The organism is Veronia pacifica (assembly GCF_001707825.1).
Taxonomy (GTDB): Bacteria; Pseudomonadota; Gammaproteobacteria; order Enterobacterales; family Vibrionaceae; genus Veronia; species Veronia pacifica.
Window position 1 is genome coordinate 17800 of the sequence record NZ_LYBM01000020.1, and the last position, 23406, is coordinate 41205.

Annotated in this window: 24 protein-coding genes; 8 read left to right on the forward strand and 16 right to left on the reverse strand. The window is 44.7% G+C overall.

Annotated features, from left to right (window positions below):
* Position 1: 1 nt before the first annotated feature.
* The 7 genes from A8L45_RS11860 to A8L45_RS11885 form a co-directional block, all read right to left on the reverse strand.
* Positions 2-901 (reverse strand): MaoC family dehydratase, encoded by a 900-nt coding sequence (locus A8L45_RS11860; protein WP_068902502.1) that lies wholly within the window; start codon positions 899-901, stop codon positions 2-4.
* Complete coding sequence (locus A8L45_RS11865) at positions 902-2224, reverse strand: 3-oxoacyl-ACP reductase (protein ID WP_245680717.1); 1323 nt, start codon at positions 2222-2224, stop codon at positions 902-904.
* A gap of 422 nt (positions 2225-2646) precedes the next feature.
* Positions 2647-2883: an HP1242/YdcH family protein gene (locus A8L45_RS11870; protein ID WP_068902506.1), complete on the reverse strand. Its 237-nt coding sequence runs from the start codon at positions 2881-2883 to the stop codon at positions 2647-2649.
* A 299-nt stretch (positions 2884-3182) separates the two neighbouring features.
* Positions 3183-3446: a DUF2960 family protein gene (locus tag A8L45_RS11875; RefSeq protein ID WP_068902508.1), complete on the reverse strand. Its 264-nt coding sequence runs from the start codon at positions 3444-3446 to the stop codon at positions 3183-3185.
* A 127-nt stretch (positions 3447-3573) separates the two neighbouring features.
* A complete protein-coding gene (locus tag A8L45_RS11880; protein WP_245680710.1) occupies positions 3574-5256 on the reverse strand; it encodes a metallophosphoesterase family protein in 1683 nt (560 codons plus the stop codon).
* Between the two features lie 16 nt (positions 5257-5272).
* Entirely contained in the window at positions 5273-5458 is a 186-nt protein-coding gene (locus A8L45_RS25295) for a hypothetical protein (protein ID WP_245680711.1), read from the reverse strand.
* A gap of 87 nt (positions 5459-5545) precedes the next feature.
* Entirely contained in the window at positions 5546-6220 is a 675-nt protein-coding gene (locus tag A8L45_RS11885; RefSeq protein ID WP_068902510.1) for a tetratricopeptide repeat protein, read from the reverse strand.
* Positions 6221-6725: 505 nt separating this feature from the next.
* On the opposite strand from A8L45_RS11885, the gene A8L45_RS11890 reads away from it, so the two are divergent.
* Entirely contained in the window at positions 6726-7499 is a 774-nt protein-coding gene (locus A8L45_RS11890) for an alpha/beta hydrolase (protein WP_068902513.1), read from the forward strand.
* Between the two features lie 61 nt (positions 7500-7560).
* Here the strand turns inward: A8L45_RS11890 and A8L45_RS11895 are convergent, their stop codons facing one another.
* Entirely contained in the window at positions 7561-8520 is a 960-nt protein-coding gene (locus A8L45_RS11895) for a methylenetetrahydrofolate reductase (RefSeq protein WP_068902515.1), read from the reverse strand.
* Between the two features lie 362 nt (positions 8521-8882).
* Between A8L45_RS11895 and A8L45_RS11900 the strand changes: the two genes are divergently transcribed.
* The 6 genes from A8L45_RS11900 to murQ all read left to right on the forward strand — a co-directional run bounded on the left by A8L45_RS11900 (position 8883) and on the right by murQ (position 14258).
* The gene (locus A8L45_RS11900; protein ID WP_068902516.1) at positions 8883-9074 is read left to right on the forward strand and encodes a hypothetical protein; all 192 of its coding nucleotides are present in this window, start codon (positions 8883-8885) and stop codon (positions 9072-9074) included.
* Between the two features lie 634 nt (positions 9075-9708).
* Positions 9709-10413, forward strand: a complete 705-nt coding sequence (gene zrgA, locus A8L45_RS11905) for a zinc uptake protein ZrgA (RefSeq protein ID WP_083228316.1) — start codon at positions 9709-9711, stop codon at positions 10411-10413.
* Positions 10414-10458: 45 nt separating this feature from the next.
* The gene (locus A8L45_RS11910; protein ID WP_068902517.1) at positions 10459-11214 is read left to right on the forward strand and encodes an ABC transporter ATP-binding protein; all 756 of its coding nucleotides are present in this window, start codon (positions 10459-10461) and stop codon (positions 11212-11214) included.
* On the forward strand, positions 11211-12467 hold the full coding sequence (locus A8L45_RS11915; protein ID WP_068902519.1) for an ABC transporter permease: 1257 nt from the start codon (positions 11211-11213) through the stop codon (positions 12465-12467). Before A8L45_RS11910 ends, A8L45_RS11915 begins: the two co-directional genes overlap by 4 nt.
* A gap of 3 nt (positions 12468-12470) precedes the next feature.
* A complete protein-coding gene (locus A8L45_RS11920) occupies positions 12471-12953 on the forward strand; it encodes a DUF3299 domain-containing protein (protein WP_068902521.1) in 483 nt (160 codons plus the stop codon).
* 405 nt (positions 12954-13358) lie between these two features.
* Positions 13359-14258, forward strand: a complete 900-nt coding sequence (murQ, locus tag A8L45_RS11925) for an N-acetylmuramic acid 6-phosphate etherase (RefSeq protein ID WP_217492156.1) — start codon at positions 13359-13361, stop codon at positions 14256-14258.
* 90 nt (positions 14259-14348) lie between these two features.
* Here murQ and A8L45_RS11930 read toward each other — a convergent pair whose 3' ends face one another.
* The 8 genes from A8L45_RS11930 to A8L45_RS11965 all read right to left on the reverse strand — a co-directional run bounded on the left by A8L45_RS11930 (position 14349) and on the right by A8L45_RS11965 (position 22196).
* On the reverse strand, positions 14349-14801 hold the full coding sequence (locus A8L45_RS11930) for an NfeD family protein (RefSeq protein WP_068902525.1): 453 nt from the start codon (positions 14799-14801) through the stop codon (positions 14349-14351).
* A gap of 8 nt (positions 14802-14809) precedes the next feature.
* Positions 14810-15733, reverse strand: a complete 924-nt coding sequence (locus tag A8L45_RS11935; RefSeq protein ID WP_068902527.1) for an SPFH domain-containing protein — start codon at positions 15731-15733, stop codon at positions 14810-14812.
* 293 nt (positions 15734-16026) lie between these two features.
* Complete coding sequence (locus A8L45_RS11940; protein WP_068902529.1) at positions 16027-16941, reverse strand: Brp/Blh family beta-carotene 15,15'-dioxygenase; 915 nt, start codon at positions 16939-16941, stop codon at positions 16027-16029.
* Positions 16910-18112, reverse strand: coding sequence for a lycopene cyclase family protein (locus A8L45_RS11945; protein ID WP_068902530.1), 1203 nt, complete (start codon positions 18110-18112; stop codon positions 16910-16912). The genes A8L45_RS11940 and A8L45_RS11945 overlap by 32 nt, the downstream gene beginning before the upstream one ends.
* Entirely contained in the window at positions 18093-19073 is a 981-nt protein-coding gene (locus tag A8L45_RS11950; RefSeq protein ID WP_083228319.1) for a phytoene/squalene synthase family protein, read from the reverse strand. Before A8L45_RS11950 ends, A8L45_RS11945 begins: the two co-directional genes overlap by 20 nt.
* Entirely contained in the window at positions 19070-20560 is a 1491-nt protein-coding gene (crtI, locus tag A8L45_RS11955) for a phytoene desaturase family protein (RefSeq protein ID WP_068902532.1), read from the reverse strand. The genes A8L45_RS11950 and crtI overlap by 4 nt, the downstream gene beginning before the upstream one ends.
* Positions 20545-21450: a polyprenyl synthetase family protein gene (locus A8L45_RS11960; RefSeq protein WP_068902534.1), complete on the reverse strand. Its 906-nt coding sequence runs from the start codon at positions 21448-21450 to the stop codon at positions 20545-20547. Before A8L45_RS11960 ends, crtI begins: the two co-directional genes overlap by 16 nt.
* Positions 21451-21497: 47 nt before the next feature.
* Complete coding sequence (locus A8L45_RS11965) at positions 21498-22196, reverse strand: bacteriorhodopsin-like (RefSeq protein ID WP_245680712.1); 699 nt, start codon at positions 22194-22196, stop codon at positions 21498-21500.
* A gap of 618 nt (positions 22197-22814) precedes the next feature.
* Here A8L45_RS11965 and A8L45_RS11970 point away from each other — a divergent pair.
* Positions 22815-23381 (forward strand): DNA-3-methyladenine glycosylase I, encoded by a 567-nt coding sequence (locus A8L45_RS11970; protein WP_068902631.1) that lies wholly within the window; start codon positions 22815-22817, stop codon positions 23379-23381.
* The last annotated feature ends 25 nt before the right edge of the window (positions 23382-23406 follow it).

Sequence of the window (23406 nt, forward strand, 5' to 3'; positions counted from 1 at the left end):
TCTAATTGCTTTGTTGCTCTTGATACGCAATGCGACCAACAATGTGCACTTCTTCGCCATCTTCATTGAATACAGCAAACCTTGATGCTGGGATCGGTTGGTCTGTTTTGATATAGAGTGACCGAGGGAGAAGCACCGGATTTTTGAATTCGCATTCGATGGCGATATTTCCGTTTGCCGGGACAACTTTCGCCAATGCAGCGGAGAGGAGCCACATCCCGTGCGCGATCGGTTTTTTGAAGCCCAAAAGCTTGGCAGTGATACCGGACATGTGTATCGGGTTAATGTCGCCGGATGCAAAAGCATAACGACGGGTGATCGGCAACGCACTCTTCAATGGTTGCGGAAAAGATAACGTGGCAAGGTCGCTATCTGAAATTAGCGGTGTGGATTTGAGTGCGTCCGCATCAGCTATTTTACGGTGGCGGAAGAGGTATCCAGAACGTCCCTCCCAGACCAATTCCCCCTGATTGTAGACATCGGTTTTGAGGAAAAAAACCACCCCTTTTCTGTGCGGGATATGGCCGTCAAACTTCACTTCGAGATCAAGCTTGCTATTTATATCCAAGGGCTGGTGTTGAGTAACGGATTGACTCAGGTGCACTAGACCCAACAACTTAAATGGAAAGTCCTTTCGGGTCATCAGTTTCATCTGAAGCGGGAATGAAATAATCTGCGGGTAAGCAGGTGGCAAATAGCCACCCACCTTATTCACGCCTATCGACTGACAGTAACTGCGAAGTTTCGCTTTATCGCACCGCCAGCCCTTGATAGTGAGGCAAACGTCCGATAACTTCCAGTCTTTGACATTGGCACTGTGCATGGCTGCATTAACATACAGTGGCAGCATGGCGGGCATTTTCACCGTCTGAGTGCGATATGGTGTGTGTTGTTTAGTCATTTACGCCCCCAGCAAGCTCTGTCCGCAAACACGCACTGTGTTACCTGTTACCGGGCCTGAAGCACTGTCTGCGAACCAAAGAATAGTTTCAGCAACGTCTTCTGGTAGTCCACCCTGTTGTAATGAACTGATACGACGACCAACCTGTCGGACACCAAATGGAATTTTTGCCGTCATTTCTGTTTCGATAAAGCCGGGTGCAACCGCGTTTACCGATATCCCCTTCTTCGTGAGCTCTGGATTCGCCGAGAAGGCATCTACAAATCCTATTACTCCTGCTTTACTGGTCGCGTAGTTGGTCTGACCCTTGTTTCCTGCAATTCCGCTTATTGATGCCACACCCACGATGCGCCCGTTGTCGTTGATTTTTTGATTTGAAAGTAAAGTTTCAGTCAAACGAACGGGTGCTTCAAGATTGATTGCCAACGTCATTTCCCACGCATCGCTTTTCATCGCGGCAAGAGACTTGTCTCGGGTGACACCCGCATTGTGAACAATGATGTCAACAGGTTCGGCAAGTGCCGCAGCCACTTGCCGAGCTGCATCCTCGTTGGCGAGGTTTGCCAAGATGGCCTCACCACCCAAGCCTTTCATTAGCTTTGTCAGTTGAGCTTCAGCTGCAGGGATGTCGAGCCCAACCACTGTTGCGCCACGTGAGGCGAAACGTTCAGCGATAGCTTTACCAATGCCTCTTGATGCGCCAGTGATCAGTGCCCGTTTACCATCTAACCTTCCTTTATCCCAATCTTCAGAATTGTCTGCGGTCATGATTCGAACCGTTTGTGCACTGACATACGCCGAGCGTGGACTGAGGAAAAAGGCAAGAGTTGAGGACAAGCCTTTTTCAGCCCCTTCTGCTACCTGAACAAGCTGTGCTGTTCCGCCTTTGCGAAGTTCTTTACCAAGAGAACGAACAAAGCCGCTCAGTGAGCGTTGAGCTATTCTCTGGTCTGAGGTCGTACATTGTTCTGGAGGCCGGCCGATAATTAACACTCTTCCGCATGAGCGGAGTGTTCTGATGGCTGGTTTGAAAAATGAGTGGAGTGATTTGAGCTCGCTTAGGTCACTAATTGATGTTGCATCGAATATCAGGCCATAAGCAGTTGTGACATTTAATTCTGATACAGCAAAACCGAGTGATTTTACCTGATCCCTGATGACCTTATCTGCACGTTGCCCCTGTGGCGCGCCAAACTGAACAACATCTTGTTGGCTTGGTGTGAAGTTGTAGTCTCTGTCAAGGCGCGGCGGTACTGGTAGTCCTAATATTTTGCTCAACTTGCTGCCGATAGTTGAACGCGTAAAACGCATGTAGCCGTCCATCAATCATTACTCCCTTATTATCATATGTGGCAAAAACGCGTTCCCTTTGTCGCGTTCTATATTGCAATAAATGAATGTCGCAGTGAGCCGTACCTTATAATAGCTGGCTGACAACTACGTTATATAATTTGAGAATTTTTATTGTTTATTTTTTTAGCTTGACGTTGGTAAGAAAAAACTCAGATGCTATGAAACTCACAAGGTTTCTGGTCAAAGTCATTGTGGAAAGAAAATAACATACATGTTTGTTTTAAACAGATATATTGATGATGTTATCCCTGTATAAAATTAAACGGCTTGTCCGTTATTATTGTTGCCGGTAAATGTCATTTTACTGAATACCATTTGGTTAAACTGTATTATCTTTCTATTTATAGAGAACCCCGCCACCGTATATTTGAAGGGTAGGCGGGGTTTAAAAACTATTTCGTTAATACTTTGTATATCTCATCTTTTAATTGAGCTCGACGTGTTTTGAGCTGCATAAAGGTTAAATCATCAGTGGGTACGTTATTGTTTTCTAGACCCCGAATTTCATGATCTAGGCTGTGATACTCCTTTGCCTGTGCATTAAAATTGGCGTCAGACGATTTCAATTCGCTTATCTTGTCTTTGAATTCTGGAAAATCATAAACGAGACCGTGGTTTTCACCGAGCATAACTCAACTCCTCCTTCGACTCACAAAATATCAACCTAATTGCGTAGAGGGTAAGAACTGACTATCAATAACTTCAGCGTTTACATCGAGATGTGTCACAACAACAAGTCTATTACAACGTCGCATCTTTCCAACACGCATACTCAAAGCATACTTTGAATTTTGAAGAGGGACTACTTTCAGACACAATGAATACTCAAAATCTCTCATATGAGACATCTAGGTAAAAAAACTGTGTTTAGCGGTTAGACAATTCGATGCGCATCGATGCGGGCAAGTGTCTACTTGCCCCAGTAATATCAGCGATTGTTTTTGATTGATTCAGCTTCTTTTTTGAGCAAGGTAATTTTTCCAAAGCCTAACTTATTAAAGTAGCTATCCCTGTGGTTCTTTACTGCTTTACCATCAGACACCATCTCCAACTGTTTTTCCATCGCCAGGAAATCTGTGATATCAATGCCTTCAGCATCTGCTGCAGCTTCATAAGGCGTGCGATGTCGTTGAAAGGAAAAGGTGATAACTTTAGTCTCGTCTTTGAATACATATTGAAGTTGACGGGCCATTTTTGAACCTAAACATAAAAAAAGAGTGCGGAGTATTTAACACCGAGCCCATGAAGTCAAACAAACGTGTATCGGGGTGATCCGAGCAACCCAACGACTGGTCTGGGTTGCTCGGAGAGTGAACTCGTCAGTGATTCGGACGCTCTGGAAAATGAATAGTGCTATTATCCGCTGTCAGTAGGGCAATTTCTTTTGGTGAACCATCGTCATTGAGCATAAGTAACCCGACTGCACTGCTGTTAACCAGATATTGTTTGTCGTTATTTGACGGTAAACGTTTTACTATTCTCATCCGCTTTCTTCGGGTGAATATATTAAGTGGGGAACGTGTGCCAAATAGCATGCGATCCAACCACTCAAATATGTCTAGATAAGGTTGTGGAAACTGATTACGTAAACCGCTGCATGTTATTTGCCAGATCCTCGGACTGCTTTTTCTAAATCTAATCATAATATCGTAAGCAAACGAATAATGAACATCACCTGATAACACAATAAAGTTATGAGGGGTTCGTGGGTGTTTAAAAATGTTCATAATTCCATTTGCAGAGCCGGGGTGGGCCATCCAGTTTTCCGAATCTGTCGCCAACGGTTGACCAAGTAAAGTCGCTGTTCGTTGAATTGTTTCGATGAACTTGACACCAAATATTGGTGCTGCTGAAACAACAATCACTGCCTCATGGTTGAGTACATCTTGCTGGAAGTCCATCAGTGCCTCCCAGTCCATCAGCCCAGAAGGTTTATTATCGTTCGATTCAGAACGCCATCGCCGCGTTCGCGTGTCCATTACCACAATTTTAGGTGTTGTCGGAATGGTGTAATGCCACTGCTCGAAATGCTTGAGCATCTCTTCTAGTGGACGTAGTGCCTCCTCTGTCCGATAACTGAAGTATGCAGAGACAAACTGCGAAAAGACGTCATTGAATGATGCCGGGTGGTTACCCCATCCCTGACATAAGTAATAGGCGAGTAATGCATTTGAGATAATCCTATTACCGTAATCTGTCGCATATACTTCTTTTTCCCAGCCCACTGTGAGATTAAAGTCATCTGTAATGTCATGATCGTCAAAAATCATATAGCTGGGTGTGTGTATAAACAGTCGTCTCACATGATGCAAACCAGCCACAAACTCCATAATTGATGACGCCTCGGTTTGCCAGCGCGAGATGTATTCAGGCTTGCCATTAAAGAGGGCCTCTGCGTCGGGCAGTGGCAGCAATTCCCATATTGCTGGCGACCAAACAAGTAAATAATGCGCAAAATATTCGTTAAAGCTCAGTAGATGATTATCCAACGTTCTGGAGCTGAAAACGGGCTCTGCAGGTTGATTAAGCACTTTCTGTAGCCAAGAGCGACGCTGTTTTTTTGGCAAGAAAGGCTCTCTGCCATAAAGAGGCAGAGCTGAGTCAATTTGACGACAAGAAGAAAAGGGGGCATCCTCAAAAGGTTGGTCATAAAGGCCCAGCAACTTTATCGTTTCGCGTATGGTCCACATCAAAGGCCCGCTGACATCATCGGCATAAATTTGGTCACCTGACATAATCAGCAATTCGGCTCGCTCTGAGGCATCCACTTCCTGATGATGTTGGTCGAGTGTCACAAGCGCATCTTTACAATTATGATGTGGATGACGGCAAGAGCCGTGCGCTATTTTGTGTGTTTTTGATGGAATAAAGAAAACGGGTCGTGTCTCCCCGGGATAAAGTGCCCCATCGATGTTGTCGAACACTGACCCCGTAGACGTTTCAATATCATAATTAAGTTCTGTATCGAGAGGGAAACCCGACGAGCAGGACAGTGTTTTCATCAGAACAAATGCGTGTTCACCGACCTGTTGGGTGTCCTCTATGGTTAGATTTGCGTTTCAATGGGGAGGGCGAGAGCTTGTGACAGATTTGCACTTTACCCTGAATGGCTTCAGTGACTACTGCCCATATCACGACTGTATCTGCGGTGACTCGCCGTAACATAGGGCCCGCAACAAAAAGCGGTAACTGATTCGTTTCCAACACTAATTTCCAACTGACATACTTCTTTCTATACTTTAGCCTGTGAAAATTTCCTCGTACACAGGCATTTGCACGTTACTGCTCACATTATGGGGTTTGATGGGCGGCTGTTCTGGATAGCCTGGCTGTGTCGTCTATGAATCCATTTTTTCTGGCACGTTCTAGCCAAAGTTCTGCAACCTGATTTTCACCGATATCTTTCAGCGTTTCGATAAGCTGAATTTGAGCTGTTGGGTGCTCTTTTTGGGCAGCCATCGTCAGATAAAACAGTGCTTTTTCGGTATTTTTAGGTACTAAATGTCCCTGGAGAAAGAGTCTACCCAGTGCGTATTGCTCAACTTGACTATCGCATGAAGCCAATTCCACAATCCATTTCAATTCATCGTACTCAAGACTGATGGGAGAGTGTTTTACAGGACTGTCCTCAGCATTAATCGAGCCGCCAATGGAGGAACAATATTCAAGGTACAGGCTCGATAGCCTAAATACACTCGGGTCTTCAAGCCCACGGGTAAAATATGGCGTAGCGTGTTTGCATGTTTCATTGTGAAGAGTATGACTTCGCAAGACCTTCCAGCCTTCGAAAAACTGGCTCGTCAGAAAAGGTAAGGGGTAAGAACTTACAGTTGGACAACTGGCAGATGAAGTCGCGTCTGACGGTAATGAAAAGTGAGTGAGTGTTTGGTCTGTTGTGGAATTCTCGGTACATCCATTTAGCGTTATCAAGATAGTGGGTAATAAAATCAACACAAAGCGCAACATCAAAACCTCTCCTTGGTTCTATGCTCTGGTATTCAACTTGACGGTAAAGTGTCGATAGAAAAACGGCCGGAGGAACTAATAACATCACGGCACGGTGTAATCGCTTCCACCCGGTGTGTTTTCATACGTCACTGATACTTAGATTGTTAGAATAATCAAACAGATTATAGATAACCAAACGGTCTAGAAACGTCACAAATATAGGAATTAAAAAGGAGAGTTGTACTGATGACCTTTAAGTGGGCTTTTTTTCTTTATGAATGTAAGTGTCCATCTTAATGGATAAATCGACACGCTTTTACATCCTTTCGCTGATTTACCTCCTTTCTGTATCTAATTCCTCCCTCGACATGAATCTGTAGAAGTTGTCGGCTGTTACCTTTACGATATAGGCGGTTTCTGTCGCGTCACGAAACGTTGGTCATAACTTGAATCATTGTTTTTGGCTTAACGTGATTGAGCGGATCACCCGGGTATGTCTTAGCGTCTTATAAAGGAATAAAAAATGACAAAAGAGAAGCACATTGTCTTAATTCATGGTACTTGGGGACACGGATCTGATTGGGATGAAATGGTTCCGGAGCTTGAAATCCGGGGATATACGGTTCACGCACCCAGTTTGAGATACCATGATTTGCCTCTACTCGAGGGAGCTATGGTCATGGGAACTGTCAGTCTGAATGACTACGTCTCAGACTTGGTCGACTTTGTGGAATCTCTGGATAGCCCGCCAATTATTGTCGGTCTTTCGATGGGTGGGTTGCTTGCACAACTTGTCGCTGCCAGAACAGCGCATAAAGCGGTTGTTTTATTTTCGCCTGCACCTGCAGCAGGTATATATGGCCTTTACCCCAATACTGTGAAAATGTTCTACAAATATTTCTTACGCTGGGGTTTTTGGAAAAAACCTATGTATCCAAGCTGGCCTGAATTTAGAACAGGCGTGCTGAATGAAAAAAGTGAGGAAGACGCCAAAAAGTTTTTTACCTCTCTGACTGTTGAGTCTGGCCGAGCATACGCTGAAATGGCCTTTTGGATGTTTGATCGCAATAAGTCGGCGTTTGTTGACGTTGATAAAATATCAACGCCCGTTCTTATTTTTTCAGGCAGTAAAGATAAGACAGTTTCACCGAACATAGCCAAGGCAACTGCAAAAAGATACAGAGGTTCAGTTCATATAGAACTGCCTGAGTCTGATCATGTGATGATTCTTGGTAAAGAGTTGCCAAGTGTGATGAAGCAATTTGATGTGTGGGCAGAGGAGCGGGTCTATAAATGAGAATAGTCGCGAGAGCGCACAGAGAGCGGGGACGAGTGCCCCGCTTTTCAGTTGATGATCATTAGCTGGCAAGCAGCTTTTCAGCAAGACTCAATTCCATTGTCGCTTTCAGCAAGCGATAAAGGTTGATTGAAGCGTCGATTTCTTCTTTTCTATTTGTCAGGCTCTCTATGTTCAGCCCAAGCGGGACATTGAGAGATGCACAGCTCTGTAAAATGAGGTTGAGGTTTTCTCGGCATATTCTCACCGATTCATTAAGTGGATTTTCTGCGTCCAATATTCTCCACTTTGTGGCCTCCGGAACAGAAATACCGAGCCACTCCATAAACTCCAGTGTCTTTTCACTGCCACATGGTGTGAACGTAAGGATGATCCTACCCGGCTCAATGCCTTCCTGACGACAAGTTCGAGCGTAACTGGTGATCAGGTTCACTGTTGCTTGAGCATCATAAACTGCCTGCGAAATATAAAACTCACACCCCTGTTCTGTTTTTTTCATTAGACGCTGATGCTCATTGCGCTTTGACGAATGCCGCTCAGCAATAGTCACTCCACCCAGGAAAAAATCTTGTTGGTGCTTTTCGAGTACTTTATAGGCATCAGAGAGACTGAGTTTAATATCTCCTTCGGAGGAAGGGCTCCCAACCAGCACGAGGTTATCTAGTTGGTAGATTTCCTTCGTTTCACTCAGCCAATCAATGAACTCTTGTTCACCGCGTTGCGCGACGCTTTTATACGTGATCACATCCTGTTTTGAGATGTGTTTAACCAGTTGGCTATATTCTCTTGGGTCAACAGTGTGCTTGAAAGGAAAAGGTCTTGGTGCGGCTGTGCGGCTGCTTTCGTCCTGAATGTCATAAACGACGACGCCATCGTATTCAATTTCATGAAGCCGGTTAAGAAGCTTTTGGGCAATTTCAGCAATCTTTGCTTTATCTGTGCCCTTTTTAGGCGGCGTAGTACCAATTAAGTAAACCCCCTGCGCAGGATCCTCAATTTTTTCTTTAAGTGATAAAGCCATATCGTAACGTCCAACTGTTAACTCTTACTGATTTTCACTATAACAGCCATTTAGACGTCCAGATAGCCCATTATGATGAAAAAAATTCATAATCATACAAACTTTAACTGAAATTGAGTAATCTTTGCAGGTTATGTTTGGTTAAAATGACATCAATCGTTTCTTTATGAAAAATTAATTTCATTTAAATAAAAAATAAAATATCTGTAACTCACAAACATACGTTTATTAATGGAACCTAATCAGAAGACAGAGCACCTAAAAGAGGTTAAATCTTTAGTTAGGCGTTTGATAGCCATCATGACTCTCTCAGGGGTGAGGGTAGTAGCTGTTAAACCGATGAAAGTATGGAAGGAAATATTATGAATCAGACTCAAGAACTGAAATCAACGCTTATACAGCTACAATCACAGATCAATCAGCTGAGCGCAAAAGACAAGGCGGTATATGATAAGTCAAAGCAAGACCTTGATATTCTTGTCAAGAATAATGGTCAGTATGCGATTGCCGCCGTCTGTGTAAAAGCGGTTGAGTTGCAGTTATCACACGGCTGATAGTCTTACCATTGCCCTAACAATATATTCAATGTAACCGTAATCTGCTTCCTGCTGGTGTGTCTGCCAGATTTTGATTTGGAGATGCGGTTATTTTCTTTATTACATATCCTGCCAACACATTTTTTAGACCTCTCTCACCTTTTTTACCGCCCCAAACCCTTAAATTCTGGTAGTTTGGCGTCGAAGTATAATATTTTCTTAATATTGAGCCCGTAAGCTGGCGACCATCATCAGAATGTCATTTATTTTTGTCCTATCAGCACCTACAGAGAACAACGAACTTGCTAAGACCGCGATCTAAAAATACGTCCAAAGTTCGATCCCTTCTCTACATCCTTCTTTGCACTGTCTTTGCAGTTCAGGTTTATATGGGCTCGCATCACCTCACTGAGCTCGACCATCTGTCAAATACCCATGTTGAATGTCAGCTCTGTCACTTTAATAGTCTTGGTTTTAACGATGTCGATTGCATCAGCATTGGTATTGCCAAAGAAACATATGAATATGTAAGGCAAGACCTTTCGTGTATCCCATTTTGTGACCTGCTTACTGCTTGTGCCCGCAGCCCACCTCTACAATATGTTGTCTGAAATTACTCGTATTTTTTTCACATTTGAGGTTTTAAATTGTTATGAAATCAACCCTTTTACTGCTGCCTTCTTTGATTGGTCTGGCATTGAGCACAACAGCTTCAGCAGCTGAAAATGAACATCGTCATCACAAAGCACACAAACATGCCGAAGTATTGATGAATCTGATCCAGTCGGACTCATCCGTCATGATAGAGATCGAGGCACCAGCGGATGACGTTGTTGGCTTTGAGCATCAGCCTAAAAACAAAAAGCAGCAAAAATTGATTGATGATGCTGTTGCTGTTTTGAATGACGCTAGCCGCATTATAAGTTTCAACCCTGAAGCGCAGTGTTTGGTGAAAGAAGCGAGCATTAAGCATGGCTTTAATGATGGTCACGATGAGCATCATGACCATGACAAACATGACCATGACAAGCACGACCATGACAAGCATGACCATGATAAGCATGACCATGACAAGCATGACCATGACAAGCATGACCATGACAAGCATGACCATGACAAACATGACCATGATAAGCACGACCATGATGCGCATCATGACGGTGAGCACAGTGACGAACATAGCGAGTTTATCGTCAGCTATTCATTCGAGTGCCAAAGCCCTGAGAAATTGAAAACACTATCGACCGAGTGGTTTTCAGTCTTTACATCCACGCGTGAAATTAAGCTGAAAGGTATCACTGATAAGGGGTCAACGACTGCAGAGCTCACCCCTGACAATACGTCAGTAAACCTTTAAACAAGGGTAGGGGAGCCAATGGCTCCCCGAACTTTGGAGCAAATAATGATAGAGATTAATAATCTGACATATCGCTGGCCGGGGACCGACAAGCCTCAGCTGGACATTGAGCATCTGAGTGTCAGACAAGGCGAAAAGCTGTTTATTAGCGGTGAGAGTGGAAGTGGTAAGTCAACATTGCTTGGTCTGTTGGCTGGTATTTCTGTTCCAGATACCGGGACGATTACGATTGCTGATACCGAGTTGTCGTCGCTTTCTGCGTCAAAGCGAGACATTTTCCGAGCAGATCATGTTGGTATGATATTCCAACAGTTTAATCTTCTGCCTTACCTCAACGTGCTAGAGAACGTTCTGTTACCTTGTCACTTTTCTTCAGTCCGACGACAGCGTTTGACGACCGAAGCGAATCGAGCGGCAACGCTTCTTTTATCTGACTTGGGTTTATCACCAACATTGTTTACTAAACCAGTAACGGCATTGAGTATTGGTCAGCAGCAGCGTGTTGCTGTTGCTCGGGCGTTGATGGGTAAACCAGAGTTAGTGATTGCAGATGAACCCACCTCTGCGTTGGATCAAAATGCACGTGATAAGTTTTTATCCTTACTGGTGAGCCAGTGTGAAGCAACAGGAAGCAGCTTGTTGTTTGTCAGCCATGACCAAACACTAAAGTCGCATTTTGACCGAGAAGTCTGCTTGTCTGAGATTAACCGGGCCAAGTCTGTGAGTGATGATGAAGATACCCATGAGACTGGCGTTCTAGATGCTGGTGTATCGGAGAGTAAAGAGAGGACTCGATCATGATTGCCGTTGCGAATCTTGCGTGGAGAAGTGTTCTCAATAGAAAAAATACTGCTTTGCTCACGATATTGACTGTGGCCGTGTCTGTGGTGTTGCTACTTGGCGTAGAGCGGGTAAGAGTGCAGGCGAAAGAGAGCTTTGCGAACACTATTTCAGGTACTGACCTGATAATGGGAGCACGCTCAGGCAATATTAATCTTCTTCTCTATTCTGTATTCCATATCGGTAATGCGACAAATAATGTCGATTGGAAGACAGTGAAAGATATTGTCGGACAGCCTGCCGTTAAGTGGTACATACCGATATCCCTTGGTGATTCCCATCGAGGCTTCCGTGTGACTGGTACGACAACCACCTTTTTTGAACAATACCGTTACGGACGAAAACAACTGCTGAGTTTTCAACAGGGAAGAGAATTCGATGCCTTATCAGATGTTGTTATCGGTGCTGAAGTCGCCAGACAACTCAACTATAAGCTGGGTGACAGTATTATCATTGCTCATGGACTGTCAGATCAGTCATTTACCCGCCATGATGATTCACCGTTTGAGATCTCAGGTATTCTAAATCCGACAGGTACACCTATTGATCGGGGAGTATTCGTTTCCCTTGCTGCGATTGATGCTATACACGAAGGATGGGAGACTGGGACGAAGCGAGCAACGGGTGCGGCGTTTGCAAAAGATTATACCAATCATGAGCCTACAGCAGTGACCGCAGTCTTTATTGGCTTGAAATCCAGATTGCAGACGTTCAGTTTACAAAGACAAATCAACGAATACCGTTTTGAGCCGCTGTCAGCAATTATTCCCGGTCTGGTCCTTCGTGAACTCTGGTCGATGATGTCAGTAGCAGAAAAAACACTTTTGGTTGTCTCTGGTTTCGTTGTTTTTGCGGGCCTTTTGGGCATGCTCTCCAGTCTTTTGACCAGCCTCAATGAGCGGCGTCGTGAAATGGCAATTTTACGTGCAGTAGGTGCGAGACCTCACCATATCTTTCTGTTACTCGTCAGTGAAGCCGGACTATTGACCTTTTGCGGGATCATCGTTGGAATCCTGATGCTTGCTGTTCTGCTATTATTTGGGGTGCCAATTCTCCATGCTCAATATGGGTTGGTGGTTGATGTGTGGCATATCACCGAGTATGAATTATCTATGTTGGCAATTGTTCAAGCCGCAGGGATTTTAATTGGTTGTCTGCCTGCTCTCAGCGCTTATAGACAGTCGCTTTCCGATGGAATGACGATAAGGGTTTAAGTCATGAAAAAGTTTTTAAGCTGGGCTTTGCTTGGCATTGCGATGAATGTTAGTGCCGCGCCAGAGCTCTCTCTTAGTTGGGAAGATCTGGTTCCGGAATCAGAGAGACTGCTTTACAGTGATCAGCCGATTATCAGTCACCAAGGCGAACCCATTCAAAGTCGTCTTGGCAAAGTTCGCAACGAACTGAACAATTCTTTTGTTGGTCTGAGTGGTTTTGTGATTCCGTTAGAGGGGGATGTAAACAGTATCACCGAATTCCTTCTCGTCCCGTTTATGGGAGCGTGCATTCACGTTCCGCCTCCCCCACCGAACCAAATTGTTTACGTGAAGTTTGATAAGGGCGTTCCTCCCAGTGAACTGTGGGATATTGTTTATGTTACGGGTAAGTTGCGTACTGTTGCTGTTGATACTGACGGAATACTGTCGGGTTACGTGCTCGAAGGAAAAGCAGTCAGACCTTATGATGATGCAATAGACGGCTAAACGACTCTGAGCCCCGCTATAGTGAGCGGGGCTTGATAACGAACATATTCAACGATAAACACACCGAATAGCAAGCGAGTAACACTGCACACAAATATATGGGTGTTTACCAGCAGCAACACACTTCCTGCACAATGCCAGCACTCCTGGGGTAAAACTTTCAGCAGAACACATGATATCAAGCCTCCTCATCTATCCGGAAAGCACAGGCTCTCACAAGAACGATGATCTTTGTGTTAAATCAAGTTGCACCCAGATATTGCGATCTTTTCTTATTGGGAAAAAGCGTGTTTGGTGCATTTGTGTATATGCTGGATATTATAAAATTTAAATGATCGGTCTGTCTGACAGGTCGAGGCCAAAGAATGGCACTGATAATGGGTAATATTGGATAGGGATGTAGATATGGCAATGATCACCGAGAGCCGAAATCCGGCTACAAAGTATATTGATAAGTTGGATACATTAGATTTAGTTAAGGTGATCAACAGTGAGGATAAAAAGGTAGCCAGTGCTGTTGAGCTCGTTTTACCTGAGATTGCTAGGGCCATAGAGGTGACAACAGCCGCCTTTAAACGTGGAGGGAGGCTCATTTATATCGGAGCTGGCACATCTGGGCGTCTGGGTATTTTGGATGCCAGTGAATGTCCCCCAACGTTCGGGACAGACCCGGATATGGTTGTCGGCCTAATTGCTGGTGGTGAGCAAGCGATAAGAAACCCAGTTGAAAATGCAGAAGATAATCGTAAAGCTGCGATATCAGACTTACTTGCAATTCGGCTCGCACCAGCTGACATTTTAGTGGGAGTAGCTGCGAGTGGAAGAACACCCTATGTACTATCAGCCGTTGAGTTCGCTAAAGACCAAGGTGTAAAGACGATAGGAATTTCGTCAAATCCAGGGAGTGAGTTAGAACTCTCCGCCGACATTGCCATTACACCAGTGGTGGGGCCTGAGGTCATCAGCGGTTCTTCAAGACTCAAGTCTGGCACTGCTCAGAAGATGATCCTTAATATGCTAACGACCGGGGCTATGGTTAAAATGGGCAAGGTGTTTGGAAATCTTATGGTCGATGTTCAAGCATCTAATGCCAAGTTAGTTGATAGACAAAAAAAGATTATTATGGAAGTGACAGGTTGTACTTACGAAAGTGCTGAGAAAGCTTTAGTTGATAGCCAAGGTCACTGTAAAACGGCGATTTTGATGGTCATGGCTGACCTAACTTATGAAGAGGCGACACTCCTTTTAGACGATCATCAAGGGTTTATCAGTGCTGCATTTCTCGACAGAGGGATCCCTCTATAGCTGATCCGAGCTATGAGGTTAGTTGATCCGAGCGATGAGATTAGACAATAGAAAAGGCGACATATTGTCGCCCTCTTGTCACGTTTCGGTTTACTCAGACGGTTCTATCACTAAAACAATACCATCCACCTGTACGACTTTTACTCTCGACCCCGCACTCATTTCTTGTGAGGCACGGGCAGACCATGTTGTGTCGCCAAGCTTCACTCTGTTGGTACCAATCACTACATCGCTATCCAGCGTGATTTCCTGCCCGATTAGCTGGCTTTCTTTCTGGTTAAGTTTACGGCCTGCATCATCTTCAGTATCACTTTGAAGCTGACGTCGCCACCAAAGCCAAGTGGTGGCGAGAGACAAGGCACCAAATGACATCCACTGTATTTGCCAGCTCATTGGGATAAAGTTCATCAGTGCACCAACGATTAATGCTGATGTACCTAACCAAAGAAAATATCCCCCTGTACCCGCCAGTTCTGCAATTAACAGTAACAAGCCAAATGCGAGCCAGTGTAAGTAATTAATATCTGTCAGTAACTCTATCAAACTGTCTCCTATCTCTTGTCAGCAGTACTATGCTTGAACATCTCAGCGATACCAGCTATCGAGCCCATCAGGCCTGAAGCTTCAAGTGGCAGCATAACAATTTTTCCATTCTCTGCCTGACCAATAGTTTTCAGTGCCTCAGTATAACCCTGAGCAACAAAATAGTTCACAGCTTGAACATCACCTTTAGCGATGGCGTCACTTACCATGCTCGTTGCTTTCGCCTCTGCTTCAGCAGCACGCTCACGAGCCTCTGCCTGAAGAATAGCGGCCTGTTTTTCACCTTCAGCTTTCAGGATCTCCGATTGTTTCTGACCTTCAGCTCGGAGTATTTCTGCCTGACGAATACCTTCGGCCTCTAATATTTCCGCTCGCTTATTTCGTTCAGCTTTCATCTGAGCGTTCATTGCCTCAGTCAAATCTTTCGGCGGCTGAACGTCTTTGATTTCAATACGGGTAACCTTAACCCCCCATGGGTTGGTCGCTTCATCAACAATAGACAATAACTTCGTATTGATCATATCTCGTTGGCTCAACATTTCATCAAGCTCCATCGAGCCAAGAACGGTACGGATGTTTGTGAGAGTCAGATTGCGGATCGCATGCTCCAAATCATTAACCTCATACGCTGCTTTGGCAGCATCAATGACCTGAACAAAACATACTGCATCAATGACAACGTTAGCGTTGTCCTTTGATATGACTTCCTGAGCTGGGATATCCATTACCCGCTCCATCATATTAATTCTATTGCCGATTCCATCTATAAACGGAATAATCAGATTAAGGCCGGGTTTCAGCGTCTGGGTGTAACGCCCGAAACGTTCTACCGTCCAGTTATTTCCCTGTGGAACTGTCTTAATACCCGCTGCGATAAATACGACGGCAACAACGATAAATACGCCAATCGTAATGAGAGAATCAATTTCCATAAACAAATCCTTCCTGTGATATCTCGCTATCCGAGACCTTTATTCTTGCTTAATCATTAACCGCGAACAATGCCATTATTCTGATATAGATCCAATTACATCAAGTATTTATGCATTTAGTTTACTTTCTAATGTGTCATCCGTAATGAGTAAACTCTATTTTTGCAATAATTTAGGGCTCGAACACGAGCAACATATTTAAACAAAGTCACTCTGTGAATTGGCTGATGTATAGCCTAGTGGCATGATGGAAGGGTGCTTTTTATATTTTAGAACCCTTCCGTCACGTGGACTCAGTCATCAGAAGTCTGAGAGGGCTGGGATAATGTTGTTTTTTCAAAAAGGTGCACAATGACCATATGCGGGACGGTTAAAGCAAATAAGCCTGCAAATACCGTATGTATAAGTCTTGATGAAGTACCGATATGTTCGAGAGAAAACCATAAAATGGCCGCTAAAAGAACAGTGGCTAGGGTTGTCAAAGCTACAACAGAGAGCATAACGCCAGTGAGCTTGGTATTTTTGACGATTTCAAAGAAATGGCGAGGTGAATGTACTGAACAGAAATAAAGTAAAAAATACAAAATGATTGGGAGTGTGTTTGCGGCGAACAGCAGTATTGCTGCGTCTAATAGCCACATGTTGGGTCTACCGGTGTAAAAGTGACTCAGGGCACGGTAAGCGATATAGGGCGATGTGATTAATGCACCTGCACATAACACCTGCGTGGTCATCAATGACGCTGAGTCGCTGTAAGCTGTAAATTGATAAAGTTCCTGAAAGATCTCTCGGGTGGCTCCGGGGTTTGATGGCACGGGCAGACAAATTACCCAGATGCCAAAAATCATACGCTCGACATTACCATTGGTTGGCCAGTCTGCGCCAAAATGCCAGAAAGTGATCACAAAGAAAATGCTCAGACCCAGTACAGGGTTCAAAAACCAGATGGCAAGACACAATAACGTCAGAGCCACATAGCCTGTCAGCCAGATTAACAATCCCCGGAGATTTTTCCATAGCTTGAGATGATATGAGAGGGGGAGATCCATTGCACCGTGGGGCAATCCCAGCAGTACAATCAATACCGCCGAAATAAGCGTTTGATCAACCAGACTCAGGTCTCGGATAGCAAGCAGCATGACCAGTGCAATGACTGGAAAGATAAAGAGTGTGCGTTCAGAATTGCTTTTTGTTGGTGTAGAAGTCACGACTGTTAATCCTCTGAAATGCAGATTGAAGATTGCTAACGGCTGCTTTAATAAAAGGTGCAGCAGGCATTGCATTGATGACTTTAAGGTTGTCGAGTGGGGTGGCATTATCAGACATAAAACGGGCGAAGCAGTCAGCGTTTACTCTATCAGCCATATCAATAAATAGATTTGAGGCCGATGTTTCATTTGATGAGAGTACATCAAGGAACAAGCTATCCATTGTTCTTTGTGTCGGTGATGATGAGTCGAGATGCGGAATGACGGACCACTTTCTGTAGTGTTCAGCACATTTCTTTGCCCAAGCCTGAATACGAAGGAATGCATATCCGCTCGAAGGACGCAGGGCGCCAGCATTCATTCCTGCAAGGATAATGTTTGAATCTTTGTCTGGTTCACTCAGTTTCATCCCCATGGGTAAAACGGCTTGTTCTTCGCGGGAAATTTTCCAATCTTTGTGTGGTGAAAATCGATAGCGCAACAGCTTAGTGAGAATCGGTCTGAGTGTTTCGGGTGCAAAGAGCTTTGGCGAAAAAGCAGTCAGCTCGATCAGTGCTCGATTCTCTTCCAGCGGGAGTAAATAGTTAAATGTCAGACCGAGTGACGTATCGTTCAAGCGATCCATTAACATTGGGATTTGTTGATTAAACACAGGTGACGAGGTAGTGACCTCTGCGCCATAAAAAATTTGAAAAAGAGGAGCAGTTGTTACCTGAGTCAGTTCAGGTGGGCGGGTATCAACAACCTGCCGCGCAAAAAAGTGTTGGTCACCAGTTATCACTTTTACACCATCTTTCGACGCCTCAAGCTTATCCACCTTGGTGTTCATGTGCATCAGGCAGTGTGGATTCAATCTCAGAAGCGATTGGCTGAAGTGATAAAAGTCTTCAGCAGCAATGTGATGATAGTGCCAGTGTTCGGATTCATGGGTAACGTGTTTTCCGTTTGCTGAAAATGACCATGAGGACCACGACCGGGAGATGGGAAGGTGCCTGTTCAGGGATTGTTTACCCCAAAAGCACCATGTTCTGTCGTTGGTATATTTCGGCCTCACCTCTAATATCAAGATGCGCGGAAGGTCAACCAGGTAAGACAGACTGACCGCCAGTGACAGGCCAGCAGCGCCGCCACCTATGATGATGATATCAGCGTCATACTTGCTTTTTCCCATACCTATTGTCCCCACTGAAGTCGAGTGGTGCATGCAGTCGGCTGTCGTGGTTGGCAGGACAATCTGATGACCATGTGAAAAAACCGGACAGCATTTTTATTGCCGTCCGGTATTTGCGGAGGCGAGGCACAATCGCCCTCCCCGCATAGATGTTGTGATTTTTCTCTTGGATAAGGTGGCCAATCTCTCGATATACCGCGAGTGCAACGGCAATGGCTATTCTTGAACGGAAAGGTAAATATCTAAGGCCAAGCGTGGCACTGGAATAGTAGCTGTCAGCAAGCGCGAGTAATCGACGCACTGCTTCGCTAATGATGGCTCTGTTCTCTGGTGTTTCTTCCGCAATTTGTGATGCAGACAAGTTGTTAACCCAAGTCGCAGGTAGATATCGTCTGCCCATTTGAGCATCTTCGAGTACGTCACGGGCGATGTTGGTCATTTGCATAGCGATACCTAAATCAATCGCAAACTTCTCACCGCCTTGTTTGCTGCCAAGTATCGGGCACATCATTTCGCCCACTGTACCAGCAACGTAATAGCTATAGCGGATTAGAGCTCTTTCATCAGCGATTTCGACTTTGTCTAAGTCCATGGCAACACCGCAGACCAAGGATTGGAGCGCATCAACAGGTATGTCCCACTCTGAAATCAGGCCTAATATATCGTCGGTATCAGGGTACAGAGGTGCGTTTAGCAACAGTGACTGACGGATTTTTGCCAACGCCAAACGCGCATTTTGCTTATCTGTTGATTCATCAACAATGTCATCTACCACGCGGCAAAATGTGTAGAGTCTGGCGGCAGCATCCAATCGTTTGGTAGATAATAATTTACCAGCCAGATGGAATGTCTTTCCGTGTCGTTTTAATGTGTGCCGAGCCTGTGCGGGTCTGGCAGTTGTGGACTGCCTGTCAGATAACGTGTTATCTACGGACGGCAGGTTAAGTTGTTCTTCACTCATGATGCCCTCCGGAATAGAGTGGCGTCAGGTATCAATCGCTCCAGCACCTTGGCAGATGAGAGAACGCCGGGTAGTCCCGCTCCGGGATGTGTGCCTGCGCCTACTAAGTAGAGATTATCAATACCTTCTCCCTGATTGTGATAGCGGAACCATGCAGACTGTCTGAACAGGGGGGCGATAGAGAAACCTGCTCCCTCAGCACTAAGATAGGACTGAGCAAAATCATCTGGTGTTTTGAAAAAGTCGCCCTTGATGTGTTCACTGAGTTCTGGCAGCAATGTTTGCTCCAATGCATTCACTATGCGGTCTTTCAGTTTTGAGCCTTCGACAGTCCAGTCGATATTACCTTCCTGATTGGGCACAGGCGCAAGTACATAGAAGGAATCACAACCATCGGGTGCAAAAGAAGGGTCAGTAGCTGTGGGCCGATGCACATACAGAGAAAAATCTTCAGTCAGGGTTTTATGGTGAAAAATATCCTCTAGTAACTCCTTGTAACGTTTCCCCAACCAGATTGTGTGATGGGCAACGTCGGAATATTGCTTCGTCGTACCGAAATAAAGGACATAAAGACCCATCGATTTTTCGCTGACATTTGTCTTGAGTCGGCATGGTAATGTCTGTTGCGATTTCGGAATAAGATTTTCGTAGATGAATGCTGGATCACCATTGGACACAACGAGATCGGCATCCATCACGCTACCATCATCCATTTCGACGTTTTTTATCGTTTTATTGTCGAACGTGAAGCCAGTGACAGTGGTATTTAACTTTACAGCAATTCCTTGTCGTTTCATCAAATTGCCTAACGCCTCTACCAGCGCACCTGTTCCTCCTGTAGGGAAAAAGATTCCCCATTTTCTCTCCAGATAATGAATGAGACTGTAGATACAGGTGGTGTCGAATGGGTTCCCGCCGACAAGTAAAGGCTGAATTGAAAATGCCTGGCGAAGTTTGTCGCTTTTCAAGTGCTTTGAGACAAATTTCCATACTGAGCGATGACTGCCAAGCTTAACCAAATAAGGAAGCTGTGCCAGCATGGTGCTGAACTGATGGAAGGGTTTGTCGGCAAGTTTGGTGAAACCAACATCAAAAATTTGTTGGGATTCATTAACGAGTGACTGATAACCATCAACGTCTTCTGCAGATACTCGTGCTATTTCGCTTAGTGTCTTGTCTAAAGAGCCGCCGTAGTCGAAATGACCGCCGTCAGGAAAGTGGAATCTGTACCAGGGTTCCAGCGGCACAAGTTCGACATGTTCGTGAAGTGATTCACCGAATAAAGAAAAAAGCTCTTCAAGTAAAAATGGAGCGGTTACCACTGTAGGTCCGGCATCATGCCTGAAGCCTTCAACATCGTAGACCTGCGCCCGACCACCGAGAGACGAACATCGATCAACGATAGTGACGTCGTAACCTCTTGCCCGAAGGCGAAGTGAGGCAGCGATACCGCCGAAGCCTGCACCTATTACTACTGCGTGAGGCATGTCCTTACCTCCATTAGATTGTCTGACAAAGACCGGATGTAATGACAGAAAATCTCGTCAAGTTTTCCCGGCAGAATGTTGATTTCTTCGTTGACCTCTGACAACAAAGATTGTGCGCGTTGAATAGCGACAGATTCTGCGCTCTCACCGTATCCGGAATTCCTTAAGACCAGAACGGCGTTTGGCGCAAAGCCCGAGCCGTGGTCCCGTTGGAGATCTTCCTCAACGTCGCCAACGTCATCGGTGATCTGGTAGGCGAGTGCGAATTTGTTGATCGTTTGTCTGGCTTTGCTGCGCCAGCTCTCGTGGCCTGAGAGGCAATACACCAGTTCTACTGGTAGGCTGAGTAGTGGTGCAGATTTACCTATTGCGATCACTTCATATTCAGCCATGCTGGTTGAGATATCATGGCATGAATCCAAGTCAAGACACTGCCCGTGAATAACTGTTTTAATCCTCTGATGGATAAGATTTAGACAATCACCAATGGTGTCTTTTCTGTTTATTGTTGCCAGTGCACCGTAGGCAGCTGAAATCATCAGGTCACCTGCGCACAGTGCGACTTCTGGGCCAAATACTTTCCAGACCGTCTTCTGATCGCGTCTATATTCATCGTGATCCTGCAGGTCGTCGTGTATCAGTGAGGCGTTGTGGAGGAGCTCTGATACGCAGGCAGTAGCCACTGCGTCGCTATCGTCTATACCTAATCCGTGGGCTGTGTGAAGAGCCAGCCTTGCTCTGTTCCGCTTACCACCTGTGTCCAAATGATACAAACATGCATCGCAGACTCGGGAAACAGGGCCCGATGAGCCCTGTACTAAGTTGCGCATGCTTTTTTCGACACTGGCCAGTAGCGTATCTATGTGAGAAAAATACGTTTTCTTCGTCATCTACCCTCCTAGGGAGAAAGATGTTGAACACTGACCAAGGCTGGGTGCTATGCCTCGCTCGTAGAACTGCTAGTGGCTGCAGACCAGATAACAACACCAAATGCAATCTTGTTGACAAAGTCAGCAAGGTTGTACACCAGATTGAGGGTATCTGTCTGACCTTCAGTGGTGTAACCCATCACATATCCGATTGGATAAATCGCCCAACCGACGGTAACAATAAGTCTGAGTGCGTTGAATGCTTTCTGACTCGCCTCCGTGCCGCTCTCAGCGCTTATCTGGCTTGCTTCGCCAGCAAAGATTTCATAAATAATGTATAGCCAGCCAATCATGCCGATAATAAATCCGACCCAGACACCCAATGTGCCAATCTCGCCCAAGTAGCCACCAACAAGCATAACTACAGAAGCAATAAGTAATTTCCAGAACAAGCCAGATCTCACTACCGCAATGGCAGTTAAGATCAGATAGAACTCAATGATTTGAAGAGGAACAGTCAACAACCAATCTACATAACGGAAGGACGTTGGGCTCTCGCCAGTACCAACCCACACCCCACGCATGTAGAAATAGTGGATCGCTGCAATACCCGTCACCATCGCCGCTACAGTTAACGATGTTTTCCACTTACCTACTGCTCGGTCGCGTTCAACCCAGAAGAAGAAAGTGGAAGCGACCATGGCAGCAGAAATTATCCAGAAGGACATGCCGACCAGATCGTTTGGATCTAGCATTAGCTCTTTCATTTTTCAGTCACCTTTAGTTTGCAAAATAAAAAAAATGCATAGGCCGCAAGGCCAGCTTCTTTTGAAACACAATGTGACTTCACCGGTGCGTGCTACAACTCTGTTCTTTTAACAAACTCAACTCTAACATCCTGTCATCATTTTATTTGTCATGAAGAAACAGCAACTTGTCACTTATTACTACTACTCACAACAATAGATACGGAGTAATAATGTTTCAAGATTGGTGTTGGTTTTTGAGCAATATTAAGATTTATTAGTAAATTCATATTTCCTTTTAGTGTAAGTCATTGAATATTATAGGTTAATTTAAAATTTCTGCTATTTTAAAGTATCTTTAAACCCATCCAAAATAAAAAATAGATTTTACTTTTATTTGTAAATGTGATCTTAAACGTAAATTACATGGTCGCTGAAGCCAAGATTCCTTTAAAAAAGTTGAACTCAGTTTAGAAATTGCTTAAGCAAATAATGAAGTACATATCATAATCAAATGCAAAATTATTAATATTACATCTGTATTATTTAAAATATTTTATCAGCGGATGCGAAATATAGACTTTAAATGCAGGTCAAGGTATTTTTATGTGAATTTGATTAATTAATTAATAAATGAATATGAAACGTTGCTACTGGGCAGATAGCTCTGAAATTGATAGCCGATATCACGATAGTGAATGGGGAGTTCCTGTCCACGACGACAGGAAGCTTTTTGAAATGTTATGTCTAGAAGGCGCTCAAGCTGGTCTTAGCTGGACAACGATATTGAAAAAAAGGGCAGGGTACCTCAAAGCTTTCGATAACTTTGACCCTGAGATAGTAGCCAAGTACAGCCCAGAGAAAATTGATGAACTGATAGCCAACCCAGCGATTGTCAGGCACCGACTAAAAATCCTCTCTGTTGTCAGTAATGCAAAGGCGTTTCTTGGTATTCAAAAGGAGTTTGGCAGTTTCGATGCCTACATATGGTCTTTTGTTGATAACCAACCAATTGTTAACCACTGGGCGTCTGCTTCTGAGGTACCTGCAACCACTCCATTATCTGATTCAGTAAGTAAAGACCTGAAAAAAAGAGGTTTTAAATTTGTAGGTAGCACCATTTGTTACGCATATATGCAAGGCATAGGTATGGTGAATGATCACCAAACGGATTGCTTTCGTTACGGTGAAGTGGGCGCCTGTTGAGGGGCTTTCACCCCCACCCAGCCGG

Coding starts and splice junctions, on each gene's coding strand:
- A8L45_RS11860 (WP_068902502.1), bottom strand. CDS start 901: ATGACTAAACAACACACACCATATCGCACTCAGACGGTGAAAATGCCC.
- A8L45_RS11865 (WP_245680717.1), bottom strand. CDS start 2,224: ATGGACGGCTACATGCGTTTTACGCGTTCAACTATCGGCAGCAAGTTG.
- A8L45_RS11870 (WP_068902506.1), bottom strand. CDS start 2,883: ATGCTCGGTGAAAACCACGGTCTCGTTTATGATTTTCCAGAATTCAAA.
- A8L45_RS11875 (WP_068902508.1), bottom strand. CDS start 3,446: ATGGCCCGTCAACTTCAATATGTATTCAAAGACGAGACTAAAGTTATC.
- A8L45_RS11880 (WP_245680710.1), bottom strand. CDS start 5,256: ATGAAAACACTGTCCTGCTCGTCGGGTTTCCCTCTCGATACAGAACTT.
- A8L45_RS11885 (WP_068902510.1), bottom strand. CDS start 6,220: ATGTTGCGCTTTGTGTTGATTTTATTACCCACTATCTTGATAACGCTA.
- A8L45_RS11890 (WP_068902513.1), top strand. CDS start 6,726: ATGACAAAAGAGAAGCACATTGTCTTAATTCATGGTACTTGGGGACAC.
- A8L45_RS11895 (WP_068902515.1), bottom strand. CDS start 8,520: ATGGCTTTATCACTTAAAGAAAAAATTGAGGATCCTGCGCAGGGGGTT.
- A8L45_RS11900 (WP_068902516.1), top strand. CDS start 8,883: ATGAATCAGACTCAAGAACTGAAATCAACGCTTATACAGCTACAATCA.
- zrgA (WP_083228316.1), top strand. CDS start 9,709: ATGAAATCAACCCTTTTACTGCTGCCTTCTTTGATTGGTCTGGCATTG.
- A8L45_RS11910 (WP_068902517.1), top strand. CDS start 10,459: ATGATAGAGATTAATAATCTGACATATCGCTGGCCGGGGACCGACAAG.
- A8L45_RS11915 (WP_068902519.1), top strand. CDS start 11,211: ATGATTGCCGTTGCGAATCTTGCGTGGAGAAGTGTTCTCAATAGAAAA.
- A8L45_RS11920 (WP_068902521.1), top strand. CDS start 12,471: ATGAAAAAGTTTTTAAGCTGGGCTTTGCTTGGCATTGCGATGAATGTT.
- murQ (WP_217492156.1), top strand. CDS start 13,359: ATGGCAATGATCACCGAGAGCCGAAATCCGGCTACAAAGTATATTGAT.
- A8L45_RS11935 (WP_068902527.1), bottom strand. CDS start 15,733: ATGGAAATTGATTCTCTCATTACGATTGGCGTATTTATCGTTGTTGCC.
- A8L45_RS11945 (WP_068902530.1), bottom strand. CDS start 18,112: ATGGGAAAAAGCAAGTATGACGCTGATATCATCATCATAGGTGGCGGC.
- A8L45_RS11950 (WP_083228319.1), bottom strand. CDS start 19,073: ATGAGTGAAGAACAACTTAACCTGCCGTCCGTAGATAACACGTTATCT.
- crtI (WP_068902532.1), bottom strand. CDS start 20,560: ATGCCTCACGCAGTAGTAATAGGTGCAGGCTTCGGCGGTATCGCTGCC.
- A8L45_RS11960 (WP_068902534.1), bottom strand. CDS start 21,450: ATGACGAAGAAAACGTATTTTTCTCACATAGATACGCTACTGGCCAGT.
- A8L45_RS11965 (WP_245680712.1), bottom strand. CDS start 22,196: ATGAAAGAGCTAATGCTAGATCCAAACGATCTGGTCGGCATGTCCTTC.
- A8L45_RS11970 (WP_068902631.1), top strand. CDS start 22,815: ATGAAACGTTGCTACTGGGCAGATAGCTCTGAAATTGATAGCCGATAT.